Origin of the sequence: Ruegeria atlantica (assembly GCF_013032005.1) — a bacterium.
In the GTDB taxonomy this organism is placed as follows: domain Bacteria; phylum Pseudomonadota; class Alphaproteobacteria; order Rhodobacterales; family Rhodobacteraceae; genus Ruegeria; species Ruegeria atlantica_A.
Map to the genome: position 1 here is coordinate 137,521 of NZ_WQBE01000009.1, position 20,209 is coordinate 157,729.

At 53.2% G+C, this 20,209-nt stretch carries 18 protein-coding genes; 5 read left to right on the forward strand and 13 right to left on the reverse strand.

Translation table 11 applies throughout. The annotated features are described in order from the left end of the window. Positions 1 to 3 precede the first annotated feature (3 nt). The 6 genes from GOX21_RS16395 to GOX21_RS16420 form a co-directional block, all read right to left on the reverse strand. Positions 4 to 1,233 carry an AAA family ATPase gene (locus GOX21_RS16395; RefSeq protein ID WP_170378581.1) on the reverse strand — a complete coding sequence of 410 codons (1,230 nt, stop codon included), beginning with the start codon at positions 1,231 to 1,233 and terminating at the stop codon, positions 4 to 6. Beyond that, entirely contained in the window at positions 1,230 to 1,877 is a 648-nt protein-coding gene (locus GOX21_RS16400) for a TadE/TadG family type IV pilus assembly protein (RefSeq protein ID WP_170378583.1), read from the reverse strand. The genes GOX21_RS16395 and GOX21_RS16400 overlap by 4 nt, the downstream gene beginning before the upstream one ends. Further along, positions 1,874 to 2,371 carry a TadE/TadG family type IV pilus assembly protein gene (locus GOX21_RS16405; protein ID WP_170378586.1) on the reverse strand — a complete coding sequence of 166 codons (498 nt, stop codon included), beginning with the start codon at positions 2,369 to 2,371 and terminating at the stop codon, positions 1,874 to 1,876. Before GOX21_RS16405 ends, GOX21_RS16400 begins: the two co-directional genes overlap by 4 nt. A 14-nt stretch (positions 2,372 to 2,385) precedes the next feature. Next, the gene (locus GOX21_RS16410; RefSeq protein ID WP_170378588.1) at positions 2,386 to 3,921 is read right to left on the reverse strand and encodes a TadE/TadG family type IV pilus assembly protein; all 1,536 of its coding nucleotides are present in this window, start codon (positions 3,919 to 3,921) and stop codon (positions 2,386 to 2,388) included. 9 nt (positions 3,922 to 3,930) lie between these two features. Beyond that, a complete protein-coding gene (gene cpaB / locus GOX21_RS16415) occupies positions 3,931 to 4,890 on the reverse strand; it encodes a Flp pilus assembly protein CpaB (protein ID WP_170378590.1) in 960 nt (319 codons plus the stop codon). Positions 4,891 to 5,033: 143 nt separating this feature from the next. Further along, complete coding sequence (locus GOX21_RS16420; protein ID WP_145975006.1) at positions 5,034 to 5,210, reverse strand: Flp family type IVb pilin; 177 nt, start codon at positions 5,208 to 5,210, stop codon at positions 5,034 to 5,036. 527 nt (positions 5,211 to 5,737) lie between these two features. On the opposite strand from GOX21_RS16420, the gene GOX21_RS16425 reads away from it, so the two are divergent. Further along, positions 5,738 to 6,580 carry a helix-turn-helix transcriptional regulator gene (locus GOX21_RS16425; RefSeq protein ID WP_170378593.1) on the forward strand — a complete coding sequence of 281 codons (843 nt, stop codon included), beginning with the start codon at positions 5,738 to 5,740 and terminating at the stop codon, positions 6,578 to 6,580. A gap of 697 nt (positions 6,581 to 7,277) precedes the next feature. On the opposite strand, the gene GOX21_RS16430 is transcribed toward GOX21_RS16425, so the two are convergent. After that, entirely contained in the window at positions 7,278 to 8,507 is a 1,230-nt protein-coding gene (locus GOX21_RS16430) for a hypothetical protein (protein WP_170378402.1), read from the reverse strand. Positions 8,508 to 8,713: 206 nt separating this feature from the next. Here GOX21_RS16430 and GOX21_RS21445 point away from each other — a divergent pair, with 206 nt between their 5' ends. Genes GOX21_RS21445 through GOX21_RS16445 form a run of 3 tightly spaced genes read left to right on the forward strand, consistent with a single transcriptional unit; the run spans position 8,714 to position 11,411 of the window. Continuing rightward, positions 8,714 to 9,379, forward strand: coding sequence for a PepSY domain-containing protein (locus GOX21_RS21445; RefSeq protein ID WP_217353046.1), 666 nt, complete (start codon positions 8,714 to 8,716; stop codon positions 9,377 to 9,379). A gap of 38 nt (positions 9,380 to 9,417) precedes the next feature. After that, positions 9,418 to 10,077, forward strand: coding sequence for a response regulator (locus GOX21_RS16440; protein ID WP_170351510.1), 660 nt, complete (start codon positions 9,418 to 9,420; stop codon positions 10,075 to 10,077). After that, a complete protein-coding gene (locus GOX21_RS16445; protein ID WP_170378596.1) occupies positions 10,077 to 11,411 on the forward strand; it encodes an ATP-binding protein in 1,335 nt (444 codons plus the stop codon). Before GOX21_RS16440 ends, GOX21_RS16445 begins: the two co-directional genes overlap by 1 nt. A 150-nt stretch (positions 11,412 to 11,561) precedes the next feature. Here GOX21_RS16445 and GOX21_RS16450 read toward each other — a convergent pair whose 3' ends face one another. The 6 genes from GOX21_RS16450 to GOX21_RS16475 form a co-directional block, all read right to left on the reverse strand. Beyond that, entirely contained in the window at positions 11,562 to 11,996 is a 435-nt protein-coding gene (locus GOX21_RS16450; RefSeq protein ID WP_170378598.1) for a hypothetical protein, read from the reverse strand. 4 nt (positions 11,997 to 12,000) lie between these two features. Beyond that, positions 12,001 to 14,400 carry a DUF1989 domain-containing protein gene (locus tag GOX21_RS16455; protein WP_170378600.1) on the reverse strand — a complete coding sequence of 800 codons (2,400 nt, stop codon included), beginning with the start codon at positions 14,398 to 14,400 and terminating at the stop codon, positions 12,001 to 12,003. Next, positions 14,397 to 14,750 carry a cupin domain-containing protein gene (locus tag GOX21_RS16460; RefSeq protein ID WP_170351502.1) on the reverse strand — a complete coding sequence of 118 codons (354 nt, stop codon included), beginning with the start codon at positions 14,748 to 14,750 and terminating at the stop codon, positions 14,397 to 14,399. The genes GOX21_RS16455 and GOX21_RS16460 overlap by 4 nt, the downstream gene beginning before the upstream one ends. Before the next feature lie 19 nt (positions 14,751 to 14,769). Next, a complete protein-coding gene (locus GOX21_RS16465; protein WP_170351501.1) occupies positions 14,770 to 16,752 on the reverse strand; it encodes an ABC transporter permease in 1,983 nt (660 codons plus the stop codon). Further along, positions 16,752 to 17,780 (reverse strand): quaternary amine ABC transporter ATP-binding protein, encoded by a 1,029-nt coding sequence (locus tag GOX21_RS16470; protein ID WP_170351499.1) that lies wholly within the window; start codon positions 17,778 to 17,780, stop codon positions 16,752 to 16,754. Before GOX21_RS16470 ends, GOX21_RS16465 begins: the two co-directional genes overlap by 1 nt. Positions 17,781 to 17,864: 84 nt before the next feature. Next, positions 17,865 to 18,815, reverse strand: a complete 951-nt coding sequence (locus tag GOX21_RS16475; protein ID WP_170378602.1) for an ABC transporter substrate-binding protein — start codon at positions 18,813 to 18,815, stop codon at positions 17,865 to 17,867. 237 nt (positions 18,816 to 19,052) lie between these two features. Here GOX21_RS16475 and GOX21_RS16480 point away from each other — a divergent pair, with 237 nt between their 5' ends. Further along, complete coding sequence (locus GOX21_RS16480; protein ID WP_170351689.1) at positions 19,053 to 19,988, forward strand: LysR substrate-binding domain-containing protein; 936 nt, start codon at positions 19,053 to 19,055, stop codon at positions 19,986 to 19,988. Positions 19,989 to 20,209 lie beyond the last annotated feature (221 nt).

Consider the following 20,209-nt stretch of genomic DNA (forward strand, 5'->3'; position numbering starts at 1 on the left):
CTTTTACGCTTTCTTCGTTGCCACGGGCTGAGTTTCAGCCGAGACCGCAGCGGCCAGTTTTGCCAAGGCTTTTCCAAGGTCCGATTGCGGCTTCATGTCCACAATCGGCCGTCCAAGATCTACGGAATTTCTGGCAACTTTCGAATTGTCGGGTAGCCAGTGTTTCAGGCTTGTTTTCAATACCTTCTCGGCTTCGCGGACATGCGAAGGCTTGATCAAAGTGTTCCGCTCTCTGTTGACCACGAACTCCACCGGAAGGCCGACGTTTGCCTCGCGGTAGAAATCAATCAACCGCCGCGCCTGGCGTACGCAAGGGACAGTAGTATCGGTAACCAAAGCCAATTTGGTGGCCCGTTTGAAAATAGGTTCAACCCATTCAACAACGGCGCAGGGAAGGTCGATGATTATATAATCATAGCGCTGTTGCAGAAGGTCCAGCATCCCTTCGATCAGATCAGGCCGCATCGATTGCAGCGGCACCATCGGGGTAGGCGCGCACAGAACGTCAACGCCAAGCCCATGCTCTTGCAGGATCGAAGACAAAAGGTGATCATCAGGGATTTCAGAATTTTCAATTAGCTGAAGGAATCCGCCGTTGTCCTCGATGTCCAGAAAGACATTCGAGTTTCCGAACTGAAGGTCAAAATCCAAAAGGGCTACTCGGTTTTTTGCGGACTTCCTGAAGAAAGATCCCCGCCCGCCGACAAGCGAGCACGCGAGGTTGACAGCAACTGTTGAAGCCCCGATTCCACCGCGCGCCTTTGCGACTGGTATCACCTTGCCCAACGCCGAAGAACCGTCTGAAATAGTGGTTTGCGAAACCGCACGCGCATTTAGTTTTTCACTGACTGCGGCTTTCAAACCTTCGCCATCAATTGACAGCGGCAAAACCTCATCAATACCGATCTTGTACAATTCACGCGCCTTGGAGATCGACAGGTCATTCTGAGTGAGCGCAACAAACAAGGTGTTATCGTCGCGGTGCGTCAGGACAGCCTCGATAGCGCGGAGCTCTCCTGTGTCATCAGGGTCGATTTCAAAGATCACCAGATCGTGCTTGAACGCAAGATCGAGGGCAGTTCCATTCAACATCTGAAACGATGCCCCGTTCCTGGTGACTTTATTTTCCTCATTTACGGGAAAGACATCCGCAACCAGCTGCGCGATCTCTTCGTTTTCCGAAACAAGCATAATTGCCTGTGATTTCGGTGTGAAAACATTCTGATCTCTCATCCTGACTCTCCTAATGCAAGGTCTTCAGCAGGCAGCGAGACGCTGAAGTTTGAGTAACCGACTGTCGAAGATATTGTGCTGTTAGTTGCGCCCGCGGCATTTGCCAGCGCGGCCAACGGTGACACGAATTGAAAATCGTTAAGGTTCAATTCGACTGAGACCATGGGTGTATACGGGCCACCCAGGAAACCCAGATTGGGATTGAAGTCATAATGAAACTGTAAGTTGTCTATTGTGGCATCCGGGGGCAAAAGCGGGCTAATCCGGGTCCAGATTTCCGAGGCCGTAGCATTGGTTGCGACACCCGAACACGAAGGGGTTTGAGGATCCGCACAAACCCCGGCCGAGGCACTGCAGGACGTACCAAATCTCGGTGACGAAGTAGATGTGCCTCGCTGATGCGTCGTGGGCACTCCGGGGCATGCAGGCGGTCGTACGATTGCAATGCGCGTTGCCAGTTGCGAGGCTTTTTGAGCATTCGCAACGCTAAAGGACATGCGGCCGAAATCCAATAACGCCATGAAGAGGAACAGAAACAGGGAAACGACTATGGCGAACTCGACAAGTACGCCGCCGCTTTGATCCTGAAGAACTTTCTGCCCTCGGCGAAGCAAGCGCGTGTGGATATGAAGCAGACCTTTCATTGACCAAAAATCCGTGAAGTGTCAGAGACATCCGTCGTCACGGACGATAGTCCGCTGCCAAAGAGGGACAGGATGTTGCCCATCGGAAACTGGATAGTGATGTTTGCGCTGACCGTGCCTACTGGGGCTGGGTTGACCCTATAGGTTCCAGACACACAGGACAGGCTGGGTGTCACCGAATTGACCGTTATGCTGGGCGGGAACAGGCTGTTGGCATTTTTGTCGTCTTCGACGATGCCCTTCAAAGTAGTAGTGAGTCCCGCAACAGAGCCACCAGAGGTGCAGATATCTGCCGGAGTGACTCTGGACAGATAGCGACTGGCGTCGCGAACACCTGCTATGACCGATTGGTATGACCACATCATACGTGCAGATTCCAACGTGACCGCCAGCAGCAACAGCATGAGTGGCATGACCAGGCCAAATTCCACAAGGATCGCGCCATCATCTTTTCTTACAAAGCGTTTGAGGGAACCTGCGAGGCGAGTTTTCATGATCCTGCGCCCCCTCAACGGTACAACTGTACGAGGTCGCGAAAGATACCGCCGAACCCATTGCCGCCGCTGCCGACACCTGAAACGTCAGGAAAGCCGACAATTTCGCCATGGATGTCAAAACTCGGCGGTGAACTACCGTCATCCCCCACCGGTTCGGTCAGGAAGACGGCAACAAATTTTGTGACCGGAACGCCTGTAGTCGAGCCGGAAACCGGGTTTTGAGCGCAATCAATGCCTGCTGCGGTCACGACGCGACGCGCTGGGTTAGTCGACATTTGGTTCGAACACATCGGGCGACCGGTTTCAGCAAGCGATGGGTCCAGGATCGAATTTGCGTTCGGTGGTGAATGTGGGCTGCTATTGCCGTACGCGATTTCCCGCAGGTACATTCCGTATCTTGTGCCAGCAAACACGCTATCCGTTACGCTAAGAGCCGGGAGGTGAGCATCGCTGCCAATTCCGTCTGCGATACCATCTGCAAGGTCATGGTTCCGGTTAAGATACCCCTCGCGATCCCAGACACCGTCCCCAAACCGGTTGTTCCCGCCGCAGGTTCCCGCAGCCATGCAAGTGTCGCGACCAAGTGCGATCGTATCAGGCGTGACTTCTTCGTTTCCCTGAATGCAGGAACCACCACCCTTTTTCTGTATCCCTTTGATGACGTTCGGAGCCGGTGCAAAGTCCGGATTGTTTTTCTCACCGTTTAGTACCGAGCGGAAAATATCAAAGCGGACATTGAATGCCGCATTGGTGATTCCGACCTTCTGACCCGGTTCAGTATCCAAACCATTGGTGAGGACGCATTGCGTGATCTGGCTTTGCGCCGCGATGAGGCAGGCGAGTTTGTTCCCGCCTTCATCCGCACATACGCCGGAGGCATCTTCAAATGTTGCTAGGTCGATAAACCCGAAATTGCCCGGTCCCCAGGCGGTTCCGTTGCCACCGCTGCGCAGTAAGATTTGATCACCGACGGTCAGGGTATTTTCCCAATCCGGCGGTAAGCAGAACATTAAAGGTGAGATATCGCAGGCCGCTTTGGAGTAACCGGCGACGGCCTCGGCCGAAACGCTGGCCGATATGCCGCTTCCGCCAAGCATCCGGTCCAAAGCTGAAGCAAGGTTCATGCTGAGAGATTTGGGCGTTAGCACGACCTGAGCAAACTTGGCTTCTCTTGGGTTGGTCGTGACGTCTGCGCCCAACGGCGTGAGGTCCGAAACCGGCAGGGCGGAATGAAACGAAAGCGTATAATCCGATGAACCCGAAAGCGTGGCGGACCCATTGGCAAATGTCTGGCTGTCACTGATCAAGTTGGCCGCTGCATTGGTTGCGCGGGTGATGGCGTCGGGTTGTCCGTCCAACTCACCAGCGGCTGCCAAGGCTACGTGGTCCGCGAAGGACTGAAGCTCTGCATGGGTCGAGTTCATTCGGCCTACATCCATCGTGATTGCAAAGAACCCGAGAAATGCGACAAATGCTGTACCCCAGAGAATAGCGACCGTGCCGCGCTCGTCCTGTGCAAAGGATGATATGTTCGTTGTCCGACGCATGACGCAGCCTTACTGTGCAGTGTTCTGGCTGACTTTGAGCGAGCGGGCTTTCGGCTTGGTGCCAGAGTTGATGGCTGCCGGTGTCGACTGGGCGTCCGTTTGATCGCGGGACTCTGCATTTGGAACGGCTTCCACTTCTGTCGCGTCGTCGGCTCCACGAGACCTTCTCTGTATAACTTCAACTTCGGTTTCGGTGCCGCGGTTTACAATGATTGTCGGTTGCGCTTCGACTTTTTCAACCGGACCTTCCTCTTGCAGAAGATCGCGCAGGCGGACCATTTCCATCGGTTCATCCTCGACGCCGTCCAACGTTCTGAGTGTGAGGCTCAGGGTGCCGGCCTTTTGGGCCAAAGCCAGGCGCTGACCTTGCTGAGGGGTCACTTCTACTGTGATCGTACGGGCAATTTCGGGCTGATCACTCAGTTCTTCGGATTGCTGATCCACACCAATAACGCGGATATTCTGTAAAATGGTCACAGCGCGCAAATCCATTTTCGCACCTTGTGTCAAAACGATGTCTACCCAATCACCCGGAGTGACAAATCCGCCGACCGCGGTCACGGCGTCCACTTCGATCGCCATGGCGCGCGTGTTTTCACCCAGCTTTTGAACCAGCGTGACCTTTTCGCCAAAATTCGAAACTTTCGAAATAAGCATGACTTCACCGGGATAGAACCGCCCCTTAGCGCGACGCAGCTGTTGGCGATTATCCGGAACAAGTACGCCTAACTCGGTGAAAACCCCGGCAGGTAGCGCTTCGCGTGGCCAGAGATGAGTTGTGACGTGATGATTTTCTATTGTTTGACCAAATGCGATTTCTGAGCGCGCAACGTAGATCTCAACGAGATCGGCGTTCGTCGTGGCACTGGGTGCAGTCGTGTTAAATTGGATGTAATCCTTCGCCAGGAACACAGAGCCTGAAGCAATCGCAATTCCAAATAATGTGGTAATAACTGGTCTGATACGCATCTCTGTCTCCAAAAGTTACGCTCAAAAATTTCGAAATGTCAGTGGTTAGGTTTCGAAAATCCCGGCGGTGTATTCTGCGCCGCTACACGGATGGGACGGCGCAGAATGTTGTTGTGGTTTGCAAATCGCGAGGAACCAATGGTTCAGCAGGTCGCGCTACCCAGAGCTGCGCAAGCACCCGTTACGTTCGTGTTAGTGGTGGTTCCAAGATACGAGAACGCACCAACCGCAATTGACGCGACAACCAAAAGGGCAAGGCCATATTCAACAATTGCCGCGCCGCTTTCTTCTTTGACAAACTTCTTCATAAATTTGGTCATGTTTCCCCCGAAAGGTTAAATTGAAATCCACGCTGCATTTGTCACAGCGCAAGCCAGGCATTTCGCATTGGCTCTGAAATAACGGTAGCGGTGATGAAAACTTCCGCCTTCCGCGAAAAGTAGGAAAAATACATGTAATAGATGATTTATTTATCACTTAAACTTCTTAAAAGAGATTAAAATAAACATTGCATTAACAAGGCTTTAATCTTCAATCGAATCAGTCAATCTGGAAACAATGCGGCGATTCGATGTGCAACTGTGGCTGGAAGACTCAATAATACTCGTCGCTATATCTTTCCTTTAAGTCATCCAAGTGTCGGGAATTTGTTTTTCGGTATCTAGGTTTTACGTCATAATTACAGATAGTTATGCAAGTATTGAAAGCTGCTCGCTCTTTTTTGCCCTATAGGTATGGCCTTAAAATCAGTTGCTGGACCCATGAACCCCGAACAAGTTTGTAATTGCGGTGGGGCCGCGGCAGAAAGTTCTGCCTCGCAACGTTTGTTGTTTTGGTTAGTAGGGTAATGAGTATCATTTTCTCCAAGAGCGCCCAGGCGCAAAATAGTTTCAATTTTGTTATGGAATGGACGCATGCTTTAACGAGCAAAAACTCCATTCCGCAGGTTTTATATAAGCTAATAAAGTTGGTTAATGCGGATGCCGCATTAATTGCACGTACACTTAAGGTGGAACGAAAAGTAAAATATATTGCCCGGTGTTGCAGCGAGGAAGGAAAGGTTTGGCCCTCTCAACCTCAAACTCTGGTGGAACGGGTTCTGGGTGAAAGTTTTCTGACGGCTCGGGTGGGCTCAATTTGGACGTTGTCAGACGCGTTGGTTGCGGGCAACACAGCAACACTTCGTCAATTTGAGGGCAATTTAAAGGCGCTGGGCGAGGTGATCGTGGTTCCGCTTGATACAACCGGCGGGCATGTGGATCACATCGAGCTGCATTTCAGGCATGAACCTGCCCAATATGAGCTGGACCTACTAGCCATGTTGGCGCCGACACTGGCGTCAGGTTGGTGCAAGCGAACGCCTGGTTCAATCTCCTCGTATTTGGAGAAGGGTCGCAATCATAATTTGAAAGAAGTTTCGGATACCGAGCATGTTCCAATCCTGGGCCCTCAAAATCCAGCAGGGCTTAGCCGGTGCGAGTTTCGGGTTTGCGCTATGCTGAAGGAAGGAATGACAGTTAAAAAGGTTTCAGAAGCCCTGACTGTCTGCCCAACGACTGTGCGTTCGCACCTAAGCTCGGTATTTTCGAAGACGGGTGCTTCTAATCAAGTCGAACTGTTGCACTTGTTAAATCGAAAATTTCAAGCAGGCCGCAGGTCCAGAGACGCTGAAACAGCTAACTTCGGTTGACAGCAATGGAATGCCAGTTCTGCAACGCGCCTCGTTAGCCATAAAACCGAGCAAGACACCCTTTTGGTCTGATCGACGGCTAAGCTATGATACAAAGCCAAGCATGGCTGATGTTGTTCGAATAAAATTTAGAGCAACCCAAATTTATAGCTGGGTTACAAGCGGCGAAGAGCAATTCAATACATTGTTTACGCTCCGGCGACAACTTTAACCAAAGGTGAACAATGTGTTCTCGTGGTGTTCAACAGGCATCGCGCATACTCCTTCCACCGAGCCGAGACAGTTATGGGTACTTGGCTCCCTGGAAGGGGAACTGCATGATTAAGTCTGCCACTGAAAGCGCTATGGATCAGGTTCCTGTACACTTGAAACCGCCACGTTCCACCGCGCGCAAACACTTGTCTAACAGCACGAAATCCAGAAGCGGGCGTTTCCCGCCTGTCGAAATTGCTCTGAAAGCTATCGCAAGGAATGAGCAGCTTGAAAGAGCAAGAAGGACGTCTGACCCTACATCTTGACGTCCTCAGTTTTCGCGGGAAACGTCCTGCCCGGGAAAACACAAATGCAAAAGCCCGCTCCAATCCGAGCGGGCTTTTTTGCTGTGTTAAGCTAAGGTTCAGAATTAAGGTACTTTTTCTGGTTCATGTTAGACGAATGCAAGGCGAAAGCGTCGCCCGGAGTCTCGTTGGCAGATTACTTAGCCGTTGCTGACGAGTTCTTCCTCTTGTTCTCCCTCAGGCGCCTGACCGTCATCGACCGGATCTGTATTGGCTTCATCCTCATCGTGATCGTCGTCATCATACTTGTCTTCGTCATACGAACTGCCAAGCGCGGTTTTGACGGCTTCCTCGTCAGGATTAGAGGCTCGTACAGCGTCGAGAACATTGTCCTGCTGTTGCGTTGCGATGGCGTCATCTTCTGAAAACCCGCCCTTGTGGTGATCCAAAAGGTTGTCTTCTGCCTGATGCACGGCTTCTGCGGCCGCCAACTGATCTTCCGTAGGTCGATCAATCGGATTACCATCTTCATCCGTGGTTAAGTCGTGTGCATCTTTAACGGCTTGCGCGTCTTCCAAAGCTTCAGGGTCAGTTGTCCCAGGGTTGGCTTCCTCATTGGCAAGGATATCCTCAGCTTCCTCCAATGACAGGGGGGCTTCGTCCAAGTAATCCAGCGCTTCGTTGATTTCTTTCACGTCTTTGGGGCTTAACGTGTTGTCTTCACCCATGATGTGATTGAATTCGGTGTCCGCAACGGCAAGGCCTGCTGCAAGGCTGACCGGCCCGGTACCTTTCTTATACTGACCGTTTGCAACATGCGCGAGCTTTGCTTTGGGGCTGGAGTTAATGGCGCCGTTTAGCTTGCCGAGATTGTGCGGTTCAAGCGCAAGCGTACTATCTTCCAGAATCGTTGCTTTTCTGCTTGGCGGGCGCAAGGACCGCTTGACCGAAGTAGTCTTTGTTTGTTTTGCGGTGGTTACTGGCTTGCTACCTTTGAACAGGCCACCAATTCCCTTCCTTTGCGTTTTTTTGGCAGTTTGCTTTTTATTACCGCCAAGCAAGCCTTTCAGAGAGAATTGACCCTTCTTAGAAGACCTCGAATTGACCCCTGCGGAGCCTTTTGACTTGTGACCAGATTTTCCGGCCGCTTTGCTTGCTCCGTTCGTGGATGCGGCTGACCCGTTACCATTGTTTTTATCTTTGCCGCTACTCGCACTGTTGCCATTGCCTTTACCACCGCTGTTGCCCTTGTCGCCCCCATTTCCATTGCCGCCATTGCCACCACCATTACCGTTGCCACCGCCGTTTCCTTTGCCTTGCTTGGCATAGGCGGCATCAGGGAACGTGAATGCGCCAACAATTGCCGTCGATCCCAGCAAGGCGATTGCGATTGCAGAGGCTTTCATTAGGCTGGTCGTATTGATCTTCATGACGGTCCTCGTTTGTTGAATGCGAAGTTCCACACACGATGAAATGCGTGGAAACATGACAGCACGAGTGCGCGTGTCGGAATCGGGAACTAACTGACAAATTTAAGCCTATTATCGTTGAACCTGCGACGAACCGACCGTTCATCGCCAGTTCATCTTAATATCTGTAGAATTGAGGCGCGGTTACGCGATATTGAGTACTGAGTATGAGAAAGCTTTTTATCATCGCTTGTCTGTTCGCCTTTCTCCAGGTTGGGGAAGGGCATGCTGCTGTGCGCGAACTAAAGCAATCCGAATTGCGCAAAGTGACAACGACGGGCAGCACCATCAGGTTAAAGAGGGTTCTAAAAGGCGTTGAAAAAGTCTTTGGTGGAACGCCGGTTGATGCGCGCGCGTTCCAGACTGACAAGGTCTACTATCGGATCCTCGTAAAGAAACCCAATGGGAAGATCATAAGTGTTATTGTGAATGCTCAAACCGGTGTCGTTGTGCCCAATCGTTCAAATATCGGACGCCAGATTTCAAATGCAGCCAAGTCCACATCAGGCAATTCTGCCAAATCCAACTCGCAAGGACAGACCAGCAGTAAGGGCAATCAGAGCAACAATAGCGGCGGCAACGGTAACGGCAACTCCGGTGGCAACGGTAATGGCAACTCAGGTGGCAACGGCAACGGCAACTCAGGCGGCAACGGCAACTCAGGCGGCAACGGCAACTCCGGTGGCAACGGTAACTCCGGTGGCAACGGTAATGGCAACTCAGGCGGCAACGGTAACTCCGGTGGTAACGGTAATGGCAACTCTGGCGGCAACGGCAACTCTGGCGGCAACGGTAATGGCAACTCCGGCGGTAATGGCGGTGGCAGAAAATAGTGGTTAAACAATTATTAGCAGGCCTATAGAAACAAAGTATGAGAGTATTACTCGCAGAAGACGAACCGCACCTTTGCGAACAGATAAAAAAGCTGCTGAATGCTGAAGGCCGCGTGGTCGATATTGTCCACAACGGAGTTGATGCTCAGCATCTGGGAACTACCGAACCATATGACATGATCATCCTCGATCTCGGGCTTCCGGAACGAGATGGCATCTCGGTTTTGCGCGACTGGCGCAGCGCGGGTATAAAAACTCCGGTTCTGATCCTGACGGCACGCGATGGTTGGAGCGAACGGGTCGATGGGTTGGATGCCGGTGCAGATGATTACATGACCAAACCATTCCATTTGCCCGAGCTGGCCGCGCGTGTCCGCGCCATCTTGCGCCGTCAGAGTGGGCAGCTGAATCCTGTTATCGAGATGGGCAATGTCGTTCTTGATACACGCAATGGGCGGGTGACTGTTGATGGCGTTCCGATCGACTTAACAGCCCAGGAGATAGCCGTTCTTACTTACCTGGCCCACAACGCCGGTCGCCTGATCCCCAGATCCGAACTTTCGGAACATATCTACGAATATAACGGTGACCGAGATTCGAATACCATTGCGGTTTTCATAAACCGGCTGCGCAACAAATTGGGACCTGACCTGATAACAACGGTCCGGGGTCGCGGATATATGATCGATTCAGTTTGATGTTGTCGCTGCGTCAACGGGCACTGCTTGGAGGGATTGCATCTGGGGCATTGTCCGTTGGCGTGGGCACTCTGGCTGTTTTTTCGTTTATCGATGCCCGAATTTCAAACAGGTTCGACGCTACGCTTCGAGATCGCCACACCCAGCTTGTCGTTGGGTTGAGCGTTACGACACAAGACCCGGATGCCCTGCGTGATCTCATGTTTGATCCGGCATACAGCGCGCCATATTCCGGCAGATACTGGCAAGTTACCACCGGCAACGGCGAGGTTTACACGTCGGCGTCTTTGTTTGACGAAACAATCGCTGAACCACCTGACATCTCTGAAGATGCAACCCTTTGGAACACTTCCGGCCCCGAGGGGGAAGCGTTGCGCAGCGCATACCAAAAAATTTCTTTCGAAGATGGAACTGTCTGGGGAATTAGTGTCGCGGAAAGCCAGGCGCAGTTGGTCAATGAAAGACGGGCGGCACAGCGCAGTCTTCTACCGGTGTTTGGGTTGGTTGGCTTGATTGGAGTTGCAAGTTCATTGATGCTGATGTCCGCAATCCTGGGCCCTCTTCGTAAATTGCGTGCGGATGTCGCCCATCGTTGGGACACGGATGACAATCTGACACCCACGGACTACCCTGACGAAGTGGCCCCTTTGGTCGATGATCTGAATCAGCTTTTGCATCGCAATCGGGACATTGTATCCGGCTCACGCAGGCAAGCCGCTGATCTGGCACATGCTCTGAAAACGCCAGCCACTATTCTGAGAAATGAACTACAGGCTATGTCACAGGCCGGTGTTGACACAGGTATCGCGGACGAAGCTTTAGATCGGATCGACTCTCAACTCGGTCGGTCACTCGCGCGAATCCGGGCTCTAAACACGGCTGAGTTGACCCATTCGCGTACGGACGTTTCACACTCAGTCGAACGTCTCGCACGGTTGTTTACTACGATCGCTGAGAGAGAGGGTAAAATACTGGAAGTCAAAAGCGATCCTGAGCTTTGGGTGCGCATGGATACGCAGGATATAGAAGAGGTTCTTGGGAACTTACTGGATAACGCAGTCAAATGGTGTCGTGGCAAAGTAAAACTGACCGCAAAACGTCACGAAGACTGTGTCGAGATCTGTATCGAAGATGACGGCCCAGGTATCCCAGAGGACGCAATACGCGAAGCGCTACGCTCTGGTGGACGGCTTGACACTTCGGTAAGAGGCAGCGGGCTGGGGCTGGCAATCGCGGTTGATCTTCTCAATGCATACGGTGCGCACTTCGACCTGGGAAAATCTGCCGCGTTAGGAGGGTTAGGTGGTCGGGTGGTTATCCCAACCAAGTCTTAAGCGGCGACGGCTGAGAGAATGAGTGGCTCAATGCGTGGATTTCTGAGCAGCCTCATCTGACTGGTCCAGTTTGATTGTTAGTGCATTGTTGGCCTCTGACCCATTGGGATGATGGTTTCCGGGGCTGGTGGGCGATGTACACCGACTGCATCAATTGTGATGTTCGAGACTCAAAAACACCAATGTACGATTGATTTGGCCCTTATCTTTTTGGGCAACGCGAAAAAAGCCTTCTGAAGTGAAAAGCTCCCTCAGCACGTAACTATCAGGGTGGTTGACTGATCCGTCGTCTTGCGTCCAAGTTCCCTCTTTGCAAAGTGTTACTTCAGTCCAGAGGTCGTTAAACGCGCGAATGGCATCAGAGTCCCGGAATGGAAACTCCCATCGGCATGAAACGCCTTGGACATTGTCCAGGCCGACAAACGTTTTGCACATCGCTCCATTCGGTGAGACGCCCGTGGTATTATAGTTTTCAAGCGCGGAAACCCGGTCACATTTGTCCGCGAAACCAGTTGTTGGTGAAGTTGCGATGACAAGCTCCAGAAAACAAACGGCCACAACATTGGCCGTTTGTTTGGCGGTCAAGTTTTCATTCGGCCGCATCCGGGACATTTTTACTGGGGTAAACACCTTTCACGCGTTCTTTAGTTGGATCAAAATGCGGGAACGGAACAATTTTTGCCTTAAGGCGCTTTTGCTGCCCATCCAGTTGACCGATCTCAATGTCGTGCCCCTCCAGCGCATGGGTTGATGCAACACGCCCAAGGGCGATGACCTTGCCTAAGATGGGTGACTTCATCGCGCTGGTGATTTCGCCGACCTGCGCTTTTCCGATACGTACACAATCGCCCGGAGAAGGCACTGTTCCACCTTCTATATCAAACCCGACCAGCTTGCGGTGAGGGTGAGCCTTGCGTTCCTCAATTGCGCTGCGCCCGATGAAATCATCGGTCTTAGACTTCAATGGGACGGTAAAACCGACCCCGGCCTCGAACGGATCGGTCTGGTCGTCAAATTCGGACCCGGCAAAGATCAAGCCGCCTTCGATCCTCAACATGTCGAGGGCGGCAAGACCAAGCGGGGCAATTCCATAATCCTGACCAACTTCCCATACACGGTCGAAAATCTCGACAGCATCATTGGGGTGGCAGAAGATTTCATATCCCAACTCGCCGGAATATCCGGTTCGGGAAATCACGACCGAGGTTCCGCGCACATCCCCGACCCGGGCTACGGTAAGCCGGAACCAAGGCAATTCTTCAATTGTTGGCTGCTGGGGTGGCGTCCAGAATATCTGCGAGAGGATGTCGCGGCTGTGCCGCCCCTGTACCGCGATATTGTGCAACTGATCTGTAGAGTTTCGCACCCAGACATTCATATTGCGCTTGCGCGCTTGTTCCTGCAGCCACAAACCACTGGTGTCGTTGCCGCCGATCCATCGGAAGTTGGTCTCTCCCAGCCGATAGACAGTGCCATCGTCGATCATGCCGCCATGTTCATAGCACATTGCCGTATAGACAACTTGACCGACGCTCAGCTTCTTCATGTTGCGGGTCACGCAAAGCTGCATCAGCTCTTCGGCATCCGGGCCAACAACCTCGTATTTGCGAAGTGGGCTCAGATCCATTACGGCGACTTTGTCCCGACAGGCCCAATATTCTGCGATCGCGCCATGATTGGTCATCGTATTGGGCAGCCAATACCCGTTGTATTCGACAAAATCACGGGTATGACGTGCAAAGCAGTCGTGAAATGCTGTTTTCTTGGTTTCTTCCACATCCGCCTCCGCAGATTTTCTGTAGCCGTAGGACCGTTTGAAATCTTCGGTCGCTCTGTAAGTTCGCACCTGAATGTCGGTTGGATTCCAACCATTGGCCGGGTCAATGTCGCAGGGGCAGCCGGTACTGACGCAGACAAGATCTGTCAGCGCGCGCAGCAGCACGAAATCTCCGGGTCGCGACCACGGATCATCCATGCCGATGGCATTGTCATCATCCAGCATCGTGTTGAAAAAGAAGTTGATCGCAGGCCAACCTGCGCGGGGCCGGATGCCATACTGGTCCAGATCTTTGTTGATATTTTCCGAGCAATTGACATGGCCAGGATAGCCCAAGTCTTCATAATACCGAGCTGTGCAGGCCAGCCCGAACGTGTCGTGGCGGCCGCACGTATCCTGCACGATCTCGACCAGGGGTTCTTGATCCACCGACCAGTACTTTGAGAATATGCCTGGTTGCGGATACAAACTGCCCATCAGGCTACGTGTCGTGGTGGGATCAATCTCGCGTTCGATCCCCTGATCCAGTGCACGTCGGCTGAACGCCTGAAAGTCTGAACATTCGCGGCCCCTGACATCCACGATCTGGATGAACTCCCCGGCTTTGACCTCATAAGATTTGGCATTGCCAGGCTGAATGTTGATATCCTTGAGTGGGTCGGCCAGAGGATCGGGCGGGCCCACGTTGGGTTTTTCCAAGCCAGGAGCGGCACGTTGAATGTACAGGATAATGTCGGTCGGCGGGTTGTTGTCTTCGGGTCGCATCGCTTCGCCGGGAGCAGAGACGATCAGAAGACCGTCGCATTCCGCCACAAAATGCGCCATGTCGCCGGGCCGTGATCCATCCGAGAAAGCCCGGATCGCATCCCCGCGTCCGATATCGAAACCTGCAACCTCTAACGCGCGTAGCACTTTCTTGCCCGAAACCGAGCCATTCGCCAGAGTCGCAATCAGCCCCTCTGGTCGACCGTGCCCCTGCGCGCCAAGCATGGCAGCGTCCGAGCTTCGATCGGGGGCAAAGAACACCATCTCGGCGGGTTGCATCCCATCGCGATCCAGCAATGTGATCGTGTCGCCTTTGGACACCGAAACCGCCCGCGACCCTGCGCCAGGGACGGGATGACGTTCCGTTCCATGCGGTAGAATCGGAAGACCGGGGGCCAGAACCCCGCTACGTTCGTAAGGCACTTCGAAAACCGGTTTCACATTCATAATGCACCTTCCTGAATGGACTCGGTTGCACCGCGGTGCGTGACCACCAAAAGGCATCCCGCCTCGGTGCGCGAAAAATGGCTGGAACCGGCGGCCAAACTGACGAAGTCACCGCTGCGATAGCTGAAACCGTCGTGATCAGTCAGATCGCCTTCGAGGACAAAGAACTCTTCCGCACCATGATGAATATGCGGATTCGAGCGCGTTCCCGGGGCCATCTTCATCAGATAACTCCCTTGCCCGGTGACTTCGTCAAAGCTGACATTCTTCCACCAGACCTGTTCGTCGAGCAGACCGTCCATGTGCATTCTAACAAAGCCGGTATCGTCGAACCGGGCGACAGTACGCATGTTTTGCTGTTGTGCCATCTTAATCGAGCCCCAGTCGCTTTTTACGCTGTTCCGCCCAGCTGCTGATCGCCATGTCAAAGGTCAGCGCCATCAGCGACACGTTCAGGCCGAGGACAAAGTTTTTGCCCAACTCGGTTCCGGCCAGCGTTCGCTGAAGTTCTTGCCCAAGGTCCTGCGTGCCGATAAAGGCTGCGATGATGACCATGAAAAAGGCGAACATGATGGCCTGATTGAACCCGACCGCCATAGTTGGCAGAGCCAGTGGGAACTGTACCGACATCAGCTTTTGGCGACGGGTTGAGCCGGACATGTCGGCGGCTTCGGTCATTTCCGGCGGGACGCTGCTGAGGCCAATAATAGTGTACCGGATCAGCGGTACGGCGGCGAAGATCAGGATCGAGAACACAACCGCCACGTCATTGACACCGAACAACATGATCGCTGGGATAAGATAAATAAAGCTGGGGAAGGTCTGCGCGGTGTCGCAGGCCAGAAGGATGCTTTTCGACCAGCGTTCGGACCGGGCAGCGATTACGCCCAGCGGTATTCCGATCAGTGTGGCCAGCGCAACAGCCGAGATAACTGTATACAGAGTGATCACCGACCGGTCCCACCAACCCGAGAATGCGACGATGGTAAAAAACACTGCCGCATAGATACCTGGGCGGCGTCCGCCGACCCAATAGGCAAAGGCAACGACTATTAGGATGAAGGCGGGGGTCGGGATCGCCAGCAGCGTGTCCCGGAACGGGATCAGAACCTTGACGTTCAGGAACCAGCGCAACCATTCAGTTGTTCCCTTGATGGCGTCGATCGCCAGGAACGACTTGATCACCACGTCAATTTCCTTGCCTTGGCTCAGGTGCTGTTTGCGGCCAACTTCAGCCAGGATCGGGAATACCTGCGATAGCAGGATAAACCCGATGAACAGACCCAGTGCGACCAGCGAGATTTGATGCCGCTTCCACCAGGGCGTGTTGCGTTCAAAGTGAACTGGTTGCTTGACCACCCAGGCCTTGGACATCCGGTCCAAAGTCACGGCCAAAAGGACGATAGTGATGCCAATCTCGAAGGATCGTCCGAGCTTGAAACTTCCCATCATCGCCAACAGTTTAGCGCCAAGACCCGGCATTCCGATAAAGGCGGTCAGAACGACCATTGCCAGACACAGCATGATCACCTGATTGACGCCAACCAGAATTTCGGTGCGCGCTGCCGGAATGTATACATGGCGCAGCATCTGCCAGCGAGTACAGCCGGACATCTGACCCGCTTCGATCACTTCGGGGCTAACCTTCTTGAGCCCCAGCGTTGTCATCAGGATCATCGGCGGGATTGCGAACGTAATCGTTGCAACGGCCCCGGCGGTTGGACCCACCTTGAAGAAAATCACCGCAGGCAGCAGGTAGGTAAAGAAGGGCAGGGTTTGCAATATGGACAGGATGGGCTTCAGGACCCGCTCGAACCAACCGTATTTCCATGCGGCAATACCCAAAGCCAGCCCCAGCAGGAACGCCAGGGGTGCTGCAACCACGATCACCGACATTGTTTGCATGGCGATCTTCCACTGGCCGATTGCTGCGGTCCAGATAAAGGTGCCCGCGCCCAAAGCGGCCAACTTCCATCCACCGACAGCATAACCCACAACCGCGGCAACGGCGGCAATCGCAGACCATGGGATCGGTCCCAGATAGGGCCAGCGACGCTTGCCTTCCAAAAGGTTGGCCGATGTATCCAGCAGGAATTCAAGCGGACCTTCCGCGATGAAGCGGGTGACGTATATCAGGCCCAGGTCATTCTGGATGAAGTTGAAGATCGCATCCAGAACTTGTGCGGTGGGTGGGATCGCCGCTTCGGGGATGCGGTTCAGCCATTCAGGCAGAATACCAGCGGCTTTGGCAAGGATCAGTGCAAACGCCACTGCAAGCAGCGCGGTAAGTACCCGTGTACGTCCCCACGGCTTGTCCGATGTCTCCGTCAGATCAGTGGACAGCGTCGCCATTATTCGGCTCCGAGCAGAACATTCAGAGCGGTGTCGCGTTCCAGGACACCGGTGATAACGCCTTTGTCATCTGCAACCGGCAAAAGGATGCGGTTGTCATTGACCAGAACTCGCGCAAGTTCGTGGATCGTTGCGCCACCATTGATCGGAGCTCCTTCCAAGGCGTGCCCGTTGACCGGTTTCGCCAGCCCTTTCGCATGCACCACGCGGGCTTTGTCGATGTCCTCGGTAAATTTCGCCACATATTCAGTGGCAGGATTCATGACGATTTGATCGGGTGTGTCACACTGTTCAACCGCGCCATTGCGCATGATCGCGATCCGATCTGCCAAACGCAGCGCTTCGTCAAAATCATGAGTAATAAAGACGATGGTTTTACCCAGCATCTCTTGAAGCCGTAGGAATTCATCCTGCATTTCACGTCGGATCAAAGGGTCAAGGGCGGAGAACGGTTCATCCAGGAACCAAATATCCGGCTCAATCGCCAGGGACCGGGCGATGCCGACCCGTTGCTGTTGCCCGCCGCTGAGTTCGCGCGGGAAATATTCTTCACGACCCTCAAGGCCCACCAGCTTGATTACTTCCAATGCGCGTTCGCGTCGGTCATGGCGATCCTGACCGCGCATTTCCAGCGGGAAGGCCACGTTATCCAGAACCGTACGATGCGGCAGCAGACCGAAGGACTGGAACACCATGCCCATCTTGTTGCGTCGCAACTCGATCAGGTCGCGCTCGCTCAGGCTCATGATGTTCTGACCGTCAACCTCAATCGTGCCACCGGTAATGTCATGAAGACGTGAAAAGCACCGTACCAGAGTAGACTTGCCTGATCCGGACAGCCCCATGATGACCAGCATTTCACCCCGGCCAACTTCAATCGAGACGTCTTTGACCCCGGCGATGTAACCGTCCGCACGTATCTCGTCGAAACTGCGACCCGCGGGCATAGATTTCAGATAGGTCTCAGGAGAGGCTCCAAACAGTTTCCAGACGTTTTTGGCTGAGATGACGGGCGCTGTGGCGGACATGGCTGCCTACTTTCTTGTTAGGCGCGGCCTTGCTTCACCGAGATCGGCAAGGCCGCGCCAGTTTCGTCGCGAATGACCGGTTTATCAACTGCAGGCGCTGATCCAGGGGTCAACAACAGCGCGGTTAGCGTCCAGCCATTCGGCTGCTGCGTCTTCCGGTTCCAGCTCGTCTGTATCGACCAGCTTGGCCATTTCCGCGATTTGCGGGTTGGTGAACGAAATTTCAGTCAATACGCAGTAGGCAGCCGGCCACTTGTCTTTCATGCCATCCCACGCGGCTTTTTTCAGGTAACCGCTGGCTGGGTTTCCGCAATCATACAACGCATCGGGATTCGGACCTTTGGATGGATCTTTGTCGCAACCATCTTCCCAGGCCGGAAATTCAACAAACTCACCGGGCCAGACAGCTTCGGCAAAGTTGGGTGTCCAGTTGAAGACCAGAACAGGTTTCTTATCCGCCTCTGCGGCTCCGATCTCGGCCCAAAGGGCTGCAGCCGAACCCGCATTGATAACCGTGAAATTCAAATCAAGCGCTTCGGCACGTTCCTTACCGTGCTTCAACCAGTCGACGGGTCCATCCAGATACCGGCCTTTGTCCCCGGTTTCCGCTGTTGCGAAAAGATGCGCGCAGTCGTTTAAAGCTTGCCAATCAGGCAGGCCAGGGCAGGATTCCTTAGTCCACATCGGATACCACCAATCCTCGCGCGTGACTGCATCATGATCGCCTGCATCATGCAGACCACCCTTTTCCAGCGCGGCGCGGAAGGATGCGCCAAATGCACCTTCCCAGACTTCCATCTCAAGTGTGACATCGCCCAAGCGTACCGACTCGTAGACCGCCTGACTGTCTGTTGTGACGTATTCGACGTTGTCACCGATCTCTTCTAGTAGTTGACCTGTAACGTAAGACATCACGATCTGACTGGACCAGTTGTGAATTGGAATGACGATCGGATCGCTGCTGTCTTCGGCGAACGCTCCGGTGCCCGCTACCGCTGCCAAGGTTGCAGCAGAAAATAGGTTTGTGAGTTTCATGTTTGCTCCCTGAGTGACGTACATTTCTTATCTGCGGACTCTTCCGGCCCCGAATTTTCTCATTCTGCCTAAGTTTTCACGAGACGCAGAACAGAAATTTGAGAGGCATTGCCTATAAATTCTTGAGGCAAATCTGACTTTTCACTATTTTAACAGTCAGTTGCCTGATCGGTTTCCAGTCGAAACGGGCAAATGTTTTTGATTGCGATCATCTTCAGATTGGGAAACCGCCTTCAGATGCCAAAGAAAGCGCCAATTACCGGGAAGGTCCTTCCACCGCTCGATTACCTTTTGGCATTTGAAGCGGCTGCGAAGGCGCAGAGTTTTGCGCAGGCCAGCAAGGTGCTCAACATTTCGGAAACGGCAATCAGCCGCAAGGTGCGACTGTTGGAACAACATTATGATGTTCCGCTGTTTGTCAGAGGTCATCGCTCGGTCTCGCTGACGCAGCAAGGTGCGATTTTGTTGGCAACTGTGGAAAAGTCGCTGGACCTGATGCGGGATGTTAGCCGTGACATGCTGGCTAAACATCAGGCCAACACAGTCTCGATCTCTGCGACCAACTCGGTTGCGTCACTCTGGTTGATGCCACAGCTAAGAAAATTCAACAAATCTAATGATCGCATTCGTATTTCGTTGGTGTCTTCCGACAGTGATGCAGAGTGCCTGTCAGATTCGATGGATTTGACGATATTACGCGGGGATGGGGAATGGCCTGGATATGATGCTCAACTGTTATTTGGGGAAACTGTTTTCCCGGTCTGCAGCCCGGAGTATCTCAATAGTAATCCGACGGTGACAGATTTAACTGCTTTGCCAGAGTTGGATCTGATTGAGGTGACAAGTAGTCACGCGGAATGGATGACATGGCACACGTGGTTCAACGGCAATGATATTTCGACCTCATTGATGGAACGCGCTGTGGCCTTCAACACCTATCCTCTCTCTATACAAGCTGCAGTCGATGGATTGGGGGTCGCATTGGGTTGGGCCCATCTTGTCGACCCACTGCTTGAAAGCGGCGCGTTGGTCAGACCAATTCAGGACGTCTCGGTGCGAACACAGTCTGGATATTATCTTCTTAAAAGCCCAACGCAAAAAGCATTCCCGGAATTACGCATCGTTGAGGATTGGTTGTTGGGGCTTAGCGCGGTGCGCAAACGTTACGCGTGATCCGTGACCCCAGTGGGTAACAAATGCCCTTTCGGTCATGTCCTCGTATTTCCAAGGTTGACCCAAGGGAAAAATTATTTACCGTAAAGAAAGTATTCGATTCCTCCCCGGTCGCAGTTGCGGACGGGTTTGAGTTCGTTAAACCTACTTTGCACGGAGCCCAGCACCCAATGAGCTACAAATCCGACATCGAAATCGCCCGTGAGGCGAACAAGAAGCCG